Consider the following 15,639-nt stretch of genomic DNA (forward strand, 5'->3'; position numbering starts at 1 on the left):
CCAGCTGTCTCGAACATAACTTCTAGTTCAGCGGCACCCACTCCGTCACGACCTGAATGTATTCGCCGAAGCGCGTGATGTCGGACCATTCGGCGTGGTCCCCGAAGGGCAGGTGCTGTTCAGCTTCGTCGCTGATCGTCGTGTACCAGTCGCCGCACGGCGTGTCGTCGTCGCTGACGTTGATCGCTGCCAGGTACTGGGCGTTGATGGTGAACCGCACCACCGCAAGGTGCTCACGTACCCGGGGATCATCACGAGGATCGACTGAAGCCCACGCCGTCGCGATGTCAAACTTGGCAACCTTTGTGGCGAGGTCCCGCCAGGTCATGGCCTCGTTGATCGAGCCCCAATCGCCCGTAGCTGTGGTTTCCCAGTGATCGGACCGACGGACGGCCACGTAGTTGTAGCGGCGGCCTTTCGAGAACCGCACCAAGGACCCGTCAGGAGGCTCGTCGGGCATCGGCGGCGACACTGGCTTCACAAGAGGAAGAGGTCGGAGCCACTGGCCCATCGCGGAGAGATCGTAGCCAGCTGGATTCGTCTCTTCGGCCAGGAGCGAAGGCACCGTCACCGGTGGGCCGTCGAGGACCGCAGCCGTTGCCTCATTGGCCTTGACCGCGTCGATGCGAACCTCTGCAGCGACAGCGGAACCGGTGATGTCGCCCCAGGACGCTGTGACGAGGCCCCGGTCCTGGAGGTGCCTGATCATCGGCAGGAACCGCTGGCTCATCTGCGGGGTGAGCTGTCCGATGCGCCTGTCGTTGATACGCACTTCGACATGGGGTTTTGCGTTACCTCCACACGCCTGTTCATGCAGCGTGACGAACAAGGTTCCGTAGCCGCCTTTCGGGACGAACTTCAGCAACTCATCGAAGTGTTCGTCCTCCTTGGTCACCTGCACGATCGAGGACCTCGGCAGCAAGGTGAAAGGGACTACAGGCGGATCGTTGAGCGGCAGCGCATCTTTGGGCTTGCCGAGAGCGATACGTATCCAGGCCCGGAACTCCAGCCCGTCCCAGCCGTCGTACTCGTGGGCCGCGATTCGGCTGACAGTGGTTGGTATGAAACCCGATGCGACGACCCGCCGAATGACTCCAGCCCATTCGGGTGCGACCTCGGCGTCGAGATAGCCGAGTGTCCGTCCCGCTGTTCGTACGGAGATCGCCCACGGGCCTCTCGGTCCATCTGGCTCTGGAACCAGTTCGACGTCCGGCAAGAGGGCTTGATTGCCTCCGGGCCACTCCGGCGGGAACAGACTGCGGATCGCCGGTAGATGCTCCTTCTCGACGGTCATTTCGTAGTCGCACCACGAACGTGCCTGTGTCCACAGCCGGTACACCTGCGCCACTTCGCCCCCTGACCGACGTGGACCGCCGACCCGTTTGGTTGGTTCCCCGTCGGTATTCCTCGATTCTGGCATCCACCCCCGGGTGCATCAGCTATCTGGGAGACAGAGATGCCTTGTCTCGAATCAGACCACATATGAGACGGCGGTCGGACCTCATAGTCGGGTCCGAGTAGTCCCAGGTGGACGTGTCTCGAAAGTCCGTCTCGGAATAAGTGTCTCGAATATCCCGTTGATCTGATTTATGAGACATAACTCGGTTGCCGGAGTTGATCAGAAGCCGGGGCAGCGGATCGGCTACGTCCGAGTCTCAACCGTGGCGCAGACCCTGGATCAGCAGCAGGCTGCACTGAAGACCGCCGGAGTGGTGAAGACATTCCAGGACGTGATGTCGGGTGCCCGTGACGACCGCCCGGGTCTGGCCGAGCTGATGGCCTATGTGCGCGAGGGCGACACCGTGGTGGTGTGGAAGTTAGACCGGCTGGGCAGGAACACTCTTCACATCCTGGAGACCGTGAAGGAACTCACCAGCAGGGGCGTCACCCTGGTGTCGGTGACCGACGGGATCGACTCCTCGACTGCTGCCGGACGCATGATGATCGGGGTCTTGGGAGCGCTGGCCGAGTATGAGCGGGAGCTGATCAAGGAGCGCACAGCACTCAAGCGCATCACCGCGCGGGCCAACGGCACCAAGTTCGGTCGGCCACGGAAGGTCCAGAACTCTAAGGACGTGGCCACCGCCGTCCGAATGAGGCACGACGGGCACAGGGCCCGGGACATTGCGAAGTTCCTTGGCGTCAGCCGGGCAACCTTGTACCGCTATCTCGCCGAGGATGTCGCATGATCCGAGGAGACCGCGCTGACCCCAGTCGCTGATCCGCCAGCAACAACGGTGAAGAAGCAGTACAAGTAACGCTGGCCGCAATGGTCGGACTCCATCGGCGTCGATCACCCGGATGTGCCATTGCCGAAGTTCAGGGTGTTGCTGAGTGAAATCAGGGGCCGGAGATTCTGCACCGTGCGCACGAGATCGAACGCGAGATGAAGCGGTGGCCGGAGCAGTAACCCTGCGCGTTCCGCCAGACGTTGCTGATGTCGCAGCGGCCCCAAACTTCCTGAGGAAAGATCATCGACCATGGCACGATTCGGATTCGACCTCTGCGCATGGTTCACCGCCAATGCCGACCAGGTCCGACAAGACCTGATCGGGTACTTCGGCGGCGGTAAGGAGCCGTTCACCGGGCGGTGGTTCGAGGATTTCGCGGCCATCGGTGACCCAAACCGGTTCGAAGCCTCGGACGTGCTTGCGGTCGAAGCGCTGAGCGTGTCAGTGCCACCCGAAGCAGCTGCGGCGCTGCTGATTACTGACAGCGAGCGCTTCAACTCCTTGCTAAGGGACATTCCACGCGAGCAGAACATCTGGGAGGTTCGGCGGCTCGACGTCAATGTGGGCAGTCCTGCTGAGAACCTGCATCGCGCCCTGCGAACATTGCGGGGCATCGATTGGGTGGTCGCCGGAAAACTAGTGGCTGCCAAGCGGCCCAAACTGATACCGATCCTGGACAACGAGGTCAATGCCTTCCTGAAGCCGCCGAAAGAGCTGTTCTGGGTGTCCATGTACGACGAACTATCCGACGCTGCCCGACGAGAGGCAATCTCCGAGGTATGCGAGGTCGCACCGGCACCTGTCAGTCTGCTCCGACGCATCGATGTCGCGCTGTGGCGGGCTGCCAAGCGGGCATCCGCCTGAGGCTCAAGCTAACCAATCGTTCCTTGCGTCGGGCGGCAACGCTATATCGATACCTGGCTGCCAGGCGGCACGACCGATGGCACCGCGCCGGAACCGGGTGCTGAGCCAACGCGGCCACCAGCATACGAAGTAGAAGAGGCAAATGAGCCCTTTCCCCAGGGGATAAGGTGATGCGACCAAACGGGATTGTTCGACGCCGATGCCACGCCACGAAAGTGCGCGATTCCACGGTGGCACGACGATCGTTCTGTAGCTTCTGGCTCTTAGATGCATTGTGTCGCAAGCATTTTCATCACCTGTTTGCGCGGTTGTGCTTCGGTCAGCTGTTCGGAGTCCAACCATGTGTTGGCGGTCCACGAGGTTGACGGTCAAAGCAGTTACCCTTCCCGAGTGGGCGAGGACAACTTGCAGGATATGTCGAGCGGCGCGAGTCCCGGTTGGACCGCAGTGACTGACACCGCGACCGATGCCGCGTCGGACACCCCGATCATCAACGTCGAGGAACCTGGTGGATTTGTTTATCACTACACCAGCGCTGCGGGCTTAGCTGGAATCGTCGACGGCAGGCGCGATGCGAATGTGTCGCGTCGGCTCACGTTCTTCGCTTCGGACGTTTTGGGCATGAATGACCTCACCGAACTCGCGTTCGGCCTAGATATCGTGCGGCGGCATGTCGTGCGCCTGGCTGATGGTGGCGGACCTCAGTCACAGTTCTTTCAGAAGTGGCTCCCAGTGCTCGAAAAGTACTTAGCAGCACCGACGCTCGAATCACTTCAGCAAGCGCCACGTGCATGCGTGTGCGCCACCAGTTTCACGACGAGCGACGATCTATTGAGTCAGTGGGTGACCTACGGTTCAGGCGGCGGATTCGCGATCGGGCTGGAGGCACAGACTCTGCGCAGCGGCATATACACCGGACACAATGTACGAACCGGGGAGCCGCGCGACTTTCAGTGCGCCCTCAACCGGGTCTACTACGGCGACGACGCGCGGGCACGGATCGATGAGCTGCCGCTGTTCAAGGAGCTCGGCATCGTGGGACTTCCACTCGCAACTGCGCTCCAAACGCTGGTGTCCGTAGTCTCCGCGCTCGGTGACATGTTCAAGGACCCGGAACGCCGCCCACCGCCCGATGTCGGCGAACACGCTTCAGCTGCACTCGCGATCGGTATAGCAGCGCAGTACAAGCACGATGCGTTCAAAGCCGAGGACGAGTGGCGCTTGTTGGTCGGCGGAGGAACCACCGGAGACCTCGCCAAACTGCTCAGCGGGCACTACCCACCCAATTTTCGGGCGGCGGGTGCGCGATTGGTGCCGTTCCGCCCCGTCACTGTTGGTCCAACCGGCGACCAGCCGGTCATCCGGGACCTCGTAGTTGGCCCTGCACCTGACCAGGTTCAGCTGGTGCACGCGGCGCAGCAGCTCCTTATCGCGAACGGACACGACCCCGGTGTCGTCCGAGCGTCACCGATTCCATATCGGGGTTGGTGACTGTAGCGCCGACCTAGCGTGACGCCGTGTTCCGATACCAGCGCACTCCAGCGGGAGATCGTTACCGACGCGCGCGCAGGCGAGTCGCCCTGATGAGAAGGCCGTTGCCCTTGGGGCAGGCGATCACTCACTTGGCGACTGTGCGATGACGCGATCAGCGAACGACCGAGGCCTCGGGCCTTACTCTGGCGCGATGGATGCCCGTAGGTTCGCTGAGCGGTACCCGGTGCTGTATCACATGGCTGACGAGGCTTCGTGGCCCTCCATCCAGCGACATGGTCTGCTCAGCACTCAGGCTATCGTCGATCTTTACCAACCCGATCCGGGTACCACGGCGGCGATCCTGTCGCAGGTGCGGCGCACCTCCATCACTCTCGACGATGATCGCTACGGAGCTATTACGGTGCGGGATCAGCTTCCCCTGAAGTTCCTCGACGAGTGCCTTCATCTGGGTGTCACCGCGCAGCAGTACCTCGACGCGCTCAACAGCCGGGTGTATTTCTGGGTGTCCCGAGCGCGGCTGGAGACCCTACTGACCGCACGTGCCTACCGGGACCGGCGGCATCTGGTCCTGCATGTCGATACCGCCGCGCTGCTGGACGTCCACGGGTCCAGTGTCGAGTTGGCTCCCTACAACACCGGAAGCGCACACGTACCAAATGTGCCCAAACGCGGCCCGGGTGTCTTTGTGCCTCTCGCCGACTACCCCTTTGATGAGTGGCGACGCAAGCGCGGGCCGTCGGGTGAAGCTGTGGTCGAGCTGACAGTGCCTTACGCGGTCCCAGACGTGGTGGCCTTCATCCAGCGTGTGGAGCTCCGACATGGCGATGCCCCGGCAATTGCAGTCAGCACGACCGAGCGTTGACTAATGACCTGAGGCTGTTGGCTTCAGGTAGATGAATCCAGCCTTCGATCCGGGCGAGTTCGCGGTGGTCCTCAGTGCCCGGGAGGACAGTCTGATTAGTCGCTGCCGCCCGGGCCACGAGGGCACACACCAAGGCGTCCAGGCGGTCGTCGGAGCGGGCGACCTGGTCGCGGTGGATGTCAGAGATGGTGAAGCTCTCGCCCAGCCCGTCGAGTAACCCACGGAGCAGAGCTTCGCGCCGGTCCTGAGCAGGCGCACTGACCTTCGACTTGTAGGACTGTGATACGCCGGTGAAAAGTTCTGGGAGCCAAGTACGGAGTGCGGCGTCCGGATAGGCCTCGACCGCCAGGCCGGAACCGTCCCTGGGGCTCCCGAGGGCGCTGAGGAGGGCGGCGCAACGCATGGCGCAGTAGGCGATCCGGTCGGTGGTTACCGAGAGCGGTGTCTTGCCGGTGCTGGCGTAGACGAGTCGGTCGGTCGTCCGTCGCTCCAACATCGCGCGTGCCGCGTCGGGCGGCAGTGGCCACGCACCGGGTGGATGGCTGATTGCCTCGATGAACGGCATCGGCCAGCCGAATGGTGCGTCAATGCCCACCTTGTCGGCGTCCTGCATGAGGGCGAGTAGAGCAACGTCGTTGAACTTTCTGCCGTCGAGGCTGCCGCATGCCAGCGTCGTCCCCTCAGCAGAACCCGGCCTCCATTCGATGATGCACACAGCAGTGTTGCTGGGTTGCGACGCGAGGTCGATGCCAACGGTCCGGGAGTTCATGGAGGTCATTCTCAGCGCGACGGGCTCTGGGTAGTTCTGATTTCTGCGTGATGGCTACTTGTCGACTGCTGCGATCGCTGCGCGAAAGCGAACGTGGTGGTCCATCAGCCAGTCCAACATCGCGTTCCACTGGTCAGTGTCACCGACCTGCCGGTACGGCGAGGTGATGTAGATGCGTGCCCCGTTTTGCCCTGGCTTGTCGTCCCACTGAGCCTTCTGACCGAGCTGGGCTTCGAACTCGGCTCTCTTCGCGTACAGGGCGTCGTACCGAGTTTGGTCATGGAGGGTCAATTGCAGCAGTAGTCCGTCCCGCATGAATCGGGATGTCAGGGGACAACCGGTGATCCCCGACGGCACGTCGGACCACGCTGAGGTGCGCGTGCCTCCCACTGCATTCCATTCCGGGTGTTCCGCAGCTACGCGGGCTCGGAGTTGTTTCCAGAACTGCTGGTAGAGCTTGGCCTCTTCTGTAAATGGACCGCCTGATGTTGCGGCCTTCACGTGCTTTTCCCAGTCGTTCGGTTGCGCGACCAACCGAAAATTGGGTGCAGGTTCGGAGGTTCCGATCTTGACTACTTCGATCTCAATACCGAAGAACCGAGTGTCCGGAAGGGTGTGTTCATTGAGCCAGTCCAGTGCGGCGCGGTGTTCTGGCCTGAATCCGGTGGTGATCCACACAATCGTCCGGGGGTCCGTTCCGGCGGCGTACGTGAGAATCTGCCCGAGGTGAGTGTGGTCGGACGGCTCCAGCTGGTTCTCGACGATCACGACGCTGCCATCGGCAAGGTCGCGCCCAAGCAGGTCCAGAGAGAAGTCCCCGACAGGCTGCTCAGCACGATCGAGCGTCAGGTCCATCCGCAGGAGGCTTCCCAGAACGTCGACATTCTGGAGCAGCCAGGGGGTGAAGTTGCGCGCCTCGTGGAGCCATACCTCGCGAGGAGGGACCGTGGTGAGCCGACCGAGATGTGGCGTGGTCATTGATACCTCCGGTGGCTGGAACGAGGGCAACAGGGCTTCACAGTAAGAACTGGGACCGACACACCGCAGGTGATTCTCGTTGGCCCTGGCCATCAAACGGTGCGGACTAGGAACCGAAACCGTCGTAGTCCCTGGCTACTCTGCCGACATGGCGCTATCTGAAATCACTCGTAAATCGGTCCTAAAAGCGATGCGCGAGTACGACGAGCTAGGTGCCGACCAATTCCTCGCCAAGTACGGATTCGCGCCAGCGCGGAAATATCGCGTTGCCGAACATGGGCGGCAATACGACTCCAAAGCGATCACGGGGGTGGCACATGGGTATGCCACCGGCCATACGCTCGCATCCCGCGAGTTCGTCGGCGGCCAACAGACCGTCGTAAAGACCCTTGAGGCACTCGGCTTCCGATTCGCTCCGACTTCGGCTGACGAGACCCGGGCATGGTTGGTCACCACCAAGTCGGACTATCGCAGGCTCGGCGGGGCGACCACCTACGACGACGATGCGTCGAGCCACTACAGCTACGACAGCAACGTGGCCAACTCGCGCCAGGTGTCGGTCGGGGATCGGCTGGTGTTCTGGGATGAGGTCACTCTGATCGGCGCGTCTACCGTGGCCAGCATCGAACAGCAGCCGGGTACAAAGCAGATCAGTCGCTGCCCGAGCTGCGCCACAACCAACATCGCCGCACGCAAGACCATGACGCCCCGATTTCGGTGCGACGGCTGCCACTTCGAGTTCGATACTCCGACGGTCTCTGAGGTCGATGTCACCCTCTACCGGACCGATCATTCCCAGGGCTGGGTCGATCTGGCGGGGCTGCTCGACGGTGACGCACTGCGAACCCTGACCGGGTATTCGCAGAACAGCATCCGGCGCATTGCTGCGTGGAGCCAGTTTGCGTCTGCGATTGCAGCTGTTGCCGGACCGATCGCCCTCGCTCCCGTAGAGGTCGCGCAGTCGCAGGTGATCGGTGGTGGCCATACCGTCCGCCAGGTCAGTGTGCGTATTGGCCAGCCCGCCTTCCGCGCTGAGCTGATCAGAAAGTACGGGCTAGTGTGTGCGTTCACTGGCCCGACTCCGGCGGAGGCGCTAGAAGCCTGCCACCTCTACAGCTATGCCGAGATTGGCCGCCACCACGCCGATGGTGGACTGCTCCTACGGCGCGATCTGCACCGCCTGTTCGATCAAGGCCTGCTGGCGGTCAACGAGGACGGCATCGTCGACGTCTCTGACTCGCTGAAGGGCTACCAGCTCTATGCAGCATTGCAGGGAACACCGCTGCAGGTGTCGACAACCCCTGGTCAACGTGCCTGGCTTGCGTCGCACTGGGCGGAATTTAGATCGGGTGCCGCTTCCGTCAGTGGGTTGGCACCGGTAGACCAACAATGAGTGAAAACCCGAGGTTGACCGGCGTGGCGTCGTGAGGAGCTTCAACGAGCTCTCCAGGGCGCGCATTTCAGCTTCGTCGTAGCGGACGTGATCGAATGAACCGACTATCAGGCGATCGCCTAGTGGGTCCCGAGACTCCGAAGGTCGATGATCTCGTGATCGGCGGTATAGCCCTCGACCGGGCGCAGTGCGTAGCCGGACGGGATATCACCGGTTTTGTAGTAGTTGTAGAAGATTTCTCCGGCCTCATCAGCCCCGAAAACTTCAGAGGCGCTGACTAATTCGGGGCCCTTAGGAAGCTTGATCGTCACATCGATTGGTTCTGCGTCCGGGTGTGAGTGCCCGACGATGTAGCGCACCCACTTCGCGCCCCACTGCTCGCCGCCGGGTTTGCGCAAGTCCAGCATCATCTTCTCGGCGCTGCCGCCCGCCTGCAGGAACTCGGTCGTAGCGTCGTTGCGGACCTCGTTGTAGCGCTTTCCGGCAGGAAGAGGGAACAGCGTGATGTACCAGCGGTCGACCCCGTTGAGCTGGCGCAGCGGGGATTGAAAGTGCAGCAGGCCGGAGCCGCCGTCCTTCTCCGAGGCCATGCCGCTGCTGAACTCCATCACGTGGGTAGGAACTCCCATGGTGATCAGCCTATCTGTGAGAAGTGACAACGACGGATGCCGCTGCTATGCCGTGTTGTTGGGGTCACTCGGATTCACCGTGGGCGGGGACATGCCCTGGCCGAACTTGCCGAGGTTGCCAACCTCGCCTCCGCCTTTTGAGGCCTCTTCGGGAGTGATGTGTGTACCCCAATTCGGGAACAGGCTCGTTGTCCCCGAACCCTGCACCGGAGCTGGACCAGCGGAGGGGACTGTTGCGTCGGCCTCTGCGCCCGCGAACGGGCTCGTGCCCGGTGCTGGTGGTACCCACCCTTCCGGTGGGTAGGCCACGTCCGTACCGACGATCTTGATCGGCTGTCCGTTGAGCATCGCCGTAGCTGGGTGCTCGGGGCTGACTGCGTCGTCGAATCGCTTCTGCGCTTTGGTTCTGTCGACCCCTTCGTGGGTCTTCGCCTCGACACCGATGTACTCGCCGGGCACGCCGGTAGGTTCGAGACCGTCGTAGAGACGGCCCTGTGGCTTCTTTGTGTCGTCGTTGATCACGTCCGGGTGTGTGGCCACCACCTGGTCACGGATGATCGGGATGCCCAGGTCTTTCTGGCGTTTGTCGAGAGCCGCCTTCTCCGCCGCCTTACCGTCGAAACTGTTTCCATCGCCGTACTTCCCATCTCTTGTTCGGTTCGGGTAGTTGGGGTTCGGGTCCTTTGGATTCGGCGTTGGAGTGTCCTGCTTGAACCCGTAGTCAACAGCCTGCACGGTCGGCTCGTGGTCAGGCTTCCCGCCTTCTGGGAAGTCCAGCGCCTGTAGTGGGGCAAGTGCTGCGGTGATCTGGTTGGCGACCGACTTGTCCATCGTGGCGAGGGCTTGCGCCTTTGTCTGGATGTCGTGTGCGAATTCTTTGGCCTGCGTTTGACGGTCCTGTCCATCACCCACCGCCGACGGCATTGAGCGGTCCGTGACCGACAGGTTCTCTGAGACGGTGAACCCGGCCTGTTCGGCGTCGTCGATCGCGGTGACTGCCTGACGTTTGGCCCACGCGATGTCATCTGCGCCATTGCGGGCGAACCCTGAGGCGGAGTGCAGCCCGTCTGCCAGGCCACGGACCTTTACGAGATCGGCCCAAGCCCTGTCCTGTGCAGCGTCGGCTGCGGGGCCCTCCCACGCTGTGCCGCCGGGGCGGAGCATGCCCTGCTGGATGCTGCCGAAGTGGCTTTCCCACTGTTCGGCTGTGCCCGCCCAGTGGGTAGCGGCGGACTCGAGGTGGCCGACGTCCCAGCTCTCGATCTGCGACCGGGTTGGGGTTCCGGTTGCGCTAGTGCCGGGCATTAGACCTCGACGGTTCGAATCTGTTGGCCGGAGTCTGCGTCGGTGCTGGCGTAGGCGGTGGCTGCGGTGCGCAGCTTGGTCCCCGTTGATGTGGCCCGGCTCGCCAGTGACTGGGATGCGGCTTGGATGAGTGCGTAGCCGTGCTCGACGGCGGCGCTGGTGGGCTGGTGGAGCGATCCGCTGGTTGCTGGGCGCGGTGCGCCCGTCAGGGCGGTGGCGGTGGTGTCGCACTGCCCAGCCAGCGTGTTGAGGCCATCGCTATCGACCTTGATGGAACCACCCATCCGAATCCCCCTTGTGTGCGGCAGCGGTTCCCCAGCCGTGCCCTGCATCTCAGGATAGGTGCATCTTGGTCATCGCTCCGACGTCAATCGCGCGGGCGGCATGCCCTAAAGCCCAATTGATCGATAGGCACCGCCGAAGGTGGTGAGGCTGCTCCGCCGATTCCGCCAGCGGCCAGCCGTTCGTCGAGCAGCCGGTCCATCGCGGCACTCGTACCGACGCCGTAGCCATCGCGGCGCATCGTCACGCGCACCACAGACAACAGCCTCAGCTCACGGTCGATGACGTCGATGTCTCGCATGATGAGTTAGACGCATCCACGGGGCATTCGGTTCCATAAGGTGCGACAATCGAATGCATGTTCGAGGACTGGGAGAACATCGATGGGTATCCAACCCTGTTCCCCTGCGACCGTCCCGTCGTCGTCGACACCAGCTGGCTGCCCCATTCGGGCATCCGGCGTGACCAGCTGGCCATGTGGGTCAAGTCTGGCGGTCTGCACCTCGACCACGAGATGCCAGGGCATCAACTGGCTTGGATCAGACGATCGGACGGCTCCTGGATTGCGGTCGTCGAACTCACCGCCCGCAGCGGCAACCAACGGTCGTCAGTCACTGCGACGTTATGGCTGCCGCCGAGTGCGATCCGGGCGTAGACGTCGCACGGATTGTCAACGCCATATACATCTTCATCGGCAACGTGACGAGGCCGGGACCGGCCAGTGCACCGCGCGGTCCCACCGACATGCACTGGCAGAGTCCTTCGTCATCGTTGGTGTCTTTACCTCGGGGTGCAACCACCTACGGTCACCCTCCCCACTCGTTGGCGTCAATTAGTCCAGTGGCCGCACCTACACGGAGGCTGCGCGTGTACTAACCTTCGCACCACCATTTGCTGGAGGTTGCCCGTGGACTTTTGGTTCTGGCTCAACTACGTGTGGTTCGTCAACCACTGGTGGGTGTGGCTCATAGCCGCCGTGATCTGCGGCCTCATCGCCGAGGAGATCGGAGTCTCCAAGCGCCGATCGTTCGTCGGATCGTTCGCGTGGGGCTTCTTCCTGGGCATCCTCGGCATCGTGATTGTGGCGTTACTGCCGCGCGGCGTGGCACCGCCACCGAGGGGCACCGCCACCGTGAAGTGCACGCGCTGCAACGCCGAGCAGAACATCCTCATCGGCGCGACCAGCTTCGAATGCTGGCAGTGCAAGACACCCATCCACGTTGTCGTGCAGTCGTAGCTTGTCCATCGCGGCGCTCGTGTCTCCGTGATGGCCGTCGCGGCGCATCGCCAACGCGCACCCCGGCTAACAAGTCCATGGCATGCATAAGGTGCCGCGACGGGGCCATCGAGGATCGCCCCTGACTGGGGCGTTGAAGGCTAGCCGGGCAAGATGCTGACGGTGACGACAGTGAAGGCTGCGTTTAAGTCGGCGCGCGTCGATGCCGTGCGCCACATGAGGGCGTGCGAGCGGGCATGGCTGCGATGGGGCGAGGTCGGGGTCACCGAAATCGTGACCTCTCGTGCTGCACCGGCGGTGACGGTCGCGCCATTCAGCCAGCCTGCTGAGGCCATCAGCGGTGCCGATTGGATTTGGTGGTGGGTCGACGCTACCGCTGCCTACGGGATGCTCGTGCAGGCGAAACGTGTGACGGTGGATGGAGCCCGATGGCACTTCGACTTCGGATACCCGAGAGGCAGCGGCAGGCAGCGGCACCAGCTGCTCTCCACGGCACAAGCTCTGGACTTGATTCCGGTTTACGCCCTCTACCTTGGAACCGGCGACTATCGGAGGTGGGAGCGTTGCCCCGACAACCACCACGCTCAAGGCTGTCTCGCGTGCGTCAAGCGGTCGGTTTCGTTGATGCCCGCCCTACTAGCCGAGGAAGCGCTGGTAACGAGCTCGTCGACTACTTACGCACGATCGATCGCGCTCGAAGACGTGTGGACGCCGGAATCTGCCCCATCGTGGCTCATTCCGCCGCTGGCCGAGTTCTCACCAGAACTTCTGAGATTTCTGACAAAACCGCAGAACGGGGTCCGCGCAGTATCGCGGGCCATGATCGACAGAGTGCTACGAGTGCGCGCTGGGCAGTTCGCTGGCTTTTCGATTTCTGCCAACACCGTTCTTGATAACAGCCACGAAGGGCTCGGACCGGTATTTCCGAACTTGCCCGACGACAGAGGTCACTGGGGCATTCCCTATTTCGAGCAGGTGCTCAACCCGCTGCGAGTTGCCCCGCCCGGATATGTGCTGGAACTCCTAGCGGAAGACGTCGTCGATACGAACGCCATGGCGTCCACAATGCCCGAGAACGTGGCGGGGGTTGTCGTTGTTCAGCTGCCTGGGAATCCTTGACCTCGGGCCTGCTCCACGTTCGTGGGCTGCGGGACTACGCACGACGGTGCTTTCTATCTCAGTCGGCACCGCCCTGGGCTGCGGTTCCAACCTTGCCGTTGCACTATTCGTGCGGTCGGGAGGCGGCGTGGTCGCTTGCACAGGTTTGTTGGTTGGTGAGACCGTTCCCCCGTCCCTAAAGGAACGGGGAGAAACGTGGTCGCTAAGGGTGTGGTCGCTAGTTAGTCGGTTGCGTGGTCGCTCTAGCTGCAGAAACAGGAGCAAAGCGGGCACGGCGTGGTCGCCCGTGGACGGGTCCGGGGTCGGTTTCCGGCGTGGTCGCTCTACCTGCGGTTTTATCCGTCGCGTGGTCGATCGCGTGGTCGCTCACGCCGCGAACCACTTCGCAGGAGTACCCCCACCGACGCCTCCCTGAACGCCGTCTTCGCGCCGCGCCAGACCGTCACTGACCAGCCGGTCGAGGTCGCGCCGAGCCTTCTGCATCTGGCTGTCCCGCGCGCGTTTGTCGAGTTTCTCCCCAGGACGGCGCAACTGCATCACCGCGTCGGCGGTCAGGCCTTCGTCTGCCGCTCGGAGCTCCTTCAGGAGGTCGAACTCGCCATGCACTTCCATCAAGCCGGTGACTTGATCGTGGTGCACCAAGAACGGCCCGACTTCCTGGGCGGGCTGGCGGGCGTGACGGAAGTGGATGACAGGGTCGCCCGGATCACCTTCGAGCAAGACAACCGAACCCGCGCCGCTGGTCAGCCACGTCGAGCCGTACACGTCTTTGACACCCCCGGTGCCGTGCTTGACCGGGTGGTGCAACTCGGCGAGCTGACGACCGGACTGCAGCAGCAGTTGCCGCGCGCGGTTGTAGGCTGCCCCCACTTTGTCGTCGGAGAGTCCGATGGCGGCGTCCTTGAGGCTGTCGACGAACACGATCTCGGCCTTGGACTTATCGGCCAGTGCGGCGAGCAGACGGGGATTGACGGCAAAATCATTCGGGGGAGGACCCTTCCACACCATCAACCGATCGGCCAGCGCTCGGCGCATGCTTTCGGGGAATTGGCGGTGCAGGGAACGGGCGATCTGGTCGGGCCGGTCCATCGCCAGGTACAGAATCCTGGCCCCGTTGCCAGTCACCGGCAGTCCCAACACCGGACTCGGCACTGGTTGCACCAGGGCGCGGACCAGCATCCCGGCCAGCGTGGTCTTCCCGGTCCCGAGCGGGCCCGAGATCATCAGCGACTCGCCCTTGGCCCAGAGCACCTGGTTGCCCTGGCCCCACACCGCCGGAATGGTGTCGGGCACATCGAGGACGAACGCAGCGCCGTCAACGAAGCTCCAGTCCCCACTGCCGGTGTCCGAAGCGCCCGGTTCCCCTGAGTGCTCGTAGTTGGTCCCATGCCGGTCGCTCATCATCGCTCCCGGCAGACTCGCCAACACCGGGCCACGTCGTCGTCATGACGCTGCGCGAGTCGTGCGGCCAGATCGTTGCGCTGGCGCACCGCCCACCGGGTCTGGCCTAGTGTCAGGCCACTGCGGTAACAGGCTCGGACCACACGCATGGTGTCTGCTGACCGGTCGGCGCTGACCGTGGCTAGTGCCTGGCGCACGGCGGGGAAGCGGTTCGGCTCGAAGGGCTCCTCTGGAGGAGTCACCGCTGCATCGAATCCTCCGGAGATGTCCCTCTTCTCGGCTTTGTGCACCACGGTCATGGGCCCGTCAGCCAACTCGATACCCAGGAGTCCGGCCAGCTTTTCTGGATCGATCCGCACGCCATCGGGCTTCACCGCCCACACCACCGGAAGTGCCTCACCCCTGCCGACGGTTGGCTTTCGATTGAACGTCCCTGGGGGCCGTAGCACGTCGTTGTCGGACACCTTTGCGTCCTTCGCGCCGAAGTGGGCCATCAGCGCGCGGCAGAGCTGTTCGTGCTGGTGGTGCGGCACTGGGCGGGTCATCAGGACGTACACATGGCCGTTGCCGGGCGACCCCGAGCTGACGGCGCAGCCGCCGGGAATGCGCCGGACTTTCTCAACGTCCAGTTGCCCGTCATCCACGTCGGCATGCACCTTGTCGGGAGCCACGGAGGTGTGCTTTACGCGCCGGGGCCCGCTCAGCACATAGGGGCAGACGTAGCAGTCCAGCTGCTCTGATGTGTCCCGTAGAAAGGTCACTAGACCGTGGGCCTCATCCGGCCAACGCACCGGCTGCTCAATCCAACGCAAGAACCGGAACTTCCGGAAGTTCTTGCGGTACGGCTTCACCCCAACAGCAATGCACAACCAGCCGGGGGCCGGTCCCACGACCTGAATTAGGTAGTCGATGATGCCGTCGCGCTCGGGGGTACTCACGAGGCCTCCACTGGAAGGGTCGCAGGGCGAGGCTGGGCGGTACGCGATGCCAGGCTGGAGGACACGGGCGACGTCGCCCGGTTGGTCTACTGCGTCGGTCGGGGATACCGGGTGGGCTATCATCAGATCAGTCCTTT

17 protein-coding genes are annotated in these 15,639 nt (G+C 63.0%); 8 read left to right on the plus strand and 9 right to left on the minus strand.

The genetic code is table 11. The features are described from left to right. Nucleotides 1-22: 22 nt before the first annotated feature. Complete coding sequence (locus tag ACX12F_RS12275; RefSeq protein WP_459369812.1) at nt 23-1,294, minus strand: hypothetical protein; 1,272 nt, start codon at nt 1,292-1,294, stop codon at nt 23-25. Between the two features lie 367 nt (nt 1,295-1,661). Between ACX12F_RS12275 and ACX12F_RS12280 the strand changes: the two genes are divergently transcribed. The 4 genes from ACX12F_RS12280 (at nt 1,662) to ACX12F_RS12295 (ending at nt 5,451) form a co-directional block, all read left to right on the plus strand. Continuing rightward, a complete protein-coding gene (locus tag ACX12F_RS12280; protein ID WP_459369813.1) occupies nt 1,662-2,189 on the plus strand; it encodes a recombinase family protein in 528 nt (175 codons plus the stop codon). Between the two features lie 291 nt (nt 2,190-2,480). Continuing rightward, a complete protein-coding gene (locus ACX12F_RS12285) occupies nt 2,481-3,095 on the plus strand; it encodes a DUF6308 family protein (RefSeq protein ID WP_459369814.1) in 615 nt (204 codons plus the stop codon). 390 nt (nt 3,096-3,485) lie between these two features. After that, complete coding sequence (locus tag ACX12F_RS12290; RefSeq protein ID WP_459369815.1) at nt 3,486-4,586, plus strand: DUF2971 domain-containing protein; 1,101 nt, start codon at nt 3,486-3,488, stop codon at nt 4,584-4,586. 193 nt (nt 4,587-4,779) lie between these two features. After that, the gene (locus tag ACX12F_RS12295; RefSeq protein ID WP_459369816.1) at nt 4,780-5,451 is read left to right on the plus strand and encodes a DUF7002 family protein; all 672 of its coding nucleotides are present in this window, start codon (nt 4,780-4,782) and stop codon (nt 5,449-5,451) included. On the opposite strand, the gene ACX12F_RS12300 is transcribed toward ACX12F_RS12295, so the two are convergent. Continuing rightward, nucleotides 5,432-6,220: a DUF429 domain-containing protein gene (locus tag ACX12F_RS12300; RefSeq protein ID WP_459369817.1), complete on the minus strand. Its 789-nt coding sequence runs from the start codon at nt 6,218-6,220 to the stop codon at nt 5,432-5,434. The genes ACX12F_RS12295 and ACX12F_RS12300 overlap by 20 nt on opposite strands. Nucleotides 6,221-6,274: 54 nt before the next feature. Then, nucleotides 6,275-7,198 carry a DUF4268 domain-containing protein gene (locus tag ACX12F_RS12305; RefSeq protein WP_459369818.1) on the minus strand — a complete coding sequence of 308 codons (924 nt, stop codon included), beginning with the start codon at nt 7,196-7,198 and terminating at the stop codon, nt 6,275-6,277. Nucleotides 7,199-7,346: 148 nt separating this feature from the next. Here ACX12F_RS12305 and ACX12F_RS12310 point away from each other — a divergent pair, with 148 nt between their 5' ends. Next, nucleotides 7,347-8,591, plus strand: coding sequence for a ScoMcrA-related endonuclease (locus tag ACX12F_RS12310; protein ID WP_459369819.1), 1,245 nt, complete (start codon nt 7,347-7,349; stop codon nt 8,589-8,591). A 119-nt stretch (nt 8,592-8,710) separates the two neighbouring features. Here ACX12F_RS12310 and ACX12F_RS12315 read toward each other — a convergent pair whose 3' ends face one another. The 4 genes from ACX12F_RS12315 to ACX12F_RS12330 all read right to left on the minus strand — a co-directional run bounded on the left by ACX12F_RS12315 (nt 8,711) and on the right by ACX12F_RS12330 (nt 11,108). Continuing rightward, nucleotides 8,711-9,220, minus strand: coding sequence for a hypothetical protein (locus ACX12F_RS12315; protein ID WP_459369820.1), 510 nt, complete (start codon nt 9,218-9,220; stop codon nt 8,711-8,713). A 45-nt stretch (nt 9,221-9,265) separates the two neighbouring features. Continuing rightward, nucleotides 9,266-10,525: a WXG100 family type VII secretion target gene (locus ACX12F_RS12320; RefSeq protein WP_459369821.1), complete on the minus strand. Its 1,260-nt coding sequence runs from the start codon at nt 10,523-10,525 to the stop codon at nt 9,266-9,268. Further along, nucleotides 10,525-10,809, minus strand: a complete 285-nt coding sequence (locus ACX12F_RS12325) for a type VII secretion target (protein WP_459369822.1) — start codon at nt 10,807-10,809, stop codon at nt 10,525-10,527. Before ACX12F_RS12325 ends, ACX12F_RS12320 begins: the two co-directional genes overlap by 1 nt. An 83-nt stretch (nt 10,810-10,892) precedes the next feature. Beyond that, a complete protein-coding gene (locus ACX12F_RS12330) occupies nt 10,893-11,108 on the minus strand; it encodes a hypothetical protein (RefSeq protein ID WP_459369823.1) in 216 nt (71 codons plus the stop codon). Between the two features lie 57 nt (nt 11,109-11,165). Here ACX12F_RS12330 and ACX12F_RS12335 point away from each other — a divergent pair, with 57 nt between their 5' ends. From ACX12F_RS12335 to ACX12F_RS12345, 3 genes are all read left to right on the plus strand, one after another. After that, the gene (locus ACX12F_RS12335; protein ID WP_459369824.1) at nt 11,166-11,462 is read left to right on the plus strand and encodes a hypothetical protein; all 297 of its coding nucleotides are present in this window, start codon (nt 11,166-11,168) and stop codon (nt 11,460-11,462) included. A 252-nt stretch (nt 11,463-11,714) separates the two neighbouring features. Next, a complete protein-coding gene (locus ACX12F_RS12340) occupies nt 11,715-12,044 on the plus strand; it encodes a hypothetical protein (protein WP_459369825.1) in 330 nt (109 codons plus the stop codon). A 162-nt stretch (nt 12,045-12,206) separates the two neighbouring features. Then, on the plus strand, nt 12,207-13,163 hold the full coding sequence (locus ACX12F_RS12345; RefSeq protein WP_459369826.1) for a DUF6615 family protein: 957 nt from the start codon (nt 12,207-12,209) through the stop codon (nt 13,161-13,163). 366 nt (nt 13,164-13,529) lie between these two features. On the opposite strand, the gene ACX12F_RS12350 is transcribed toward ACX12F_RS12345, so the two are convergent. Next, nucleotides 13,530-14,564 (minus strand): AAA family ATPase, encoded by a 1,035-nt coding sequence (locus ACX12F_RS12350; RefSeq protein WP_459369827.1) that lies wholly within the window; start codon nt 14,562-14,564, stop codon nt 13,530-13,532. Next, a complete protein-coding gene (locus tag ACX12F_RS12355) occupies nt 14,564-15,502 on the minus strand; it encodes a hypothetical protein (protein WP_459369828.1) in 939 nt (312 codons plus the stop codon). Before ACX12F_RS12355 ends, ACX12F_RS12350 begins: the two co-directional genes overlap by 1 nt. Nucleotides 15,503-15,639 lie beyond the last annotated feature (137 nt).

The organism is Mycolicibacterium sp. HS_4_1, assembly GCF_054515875.1.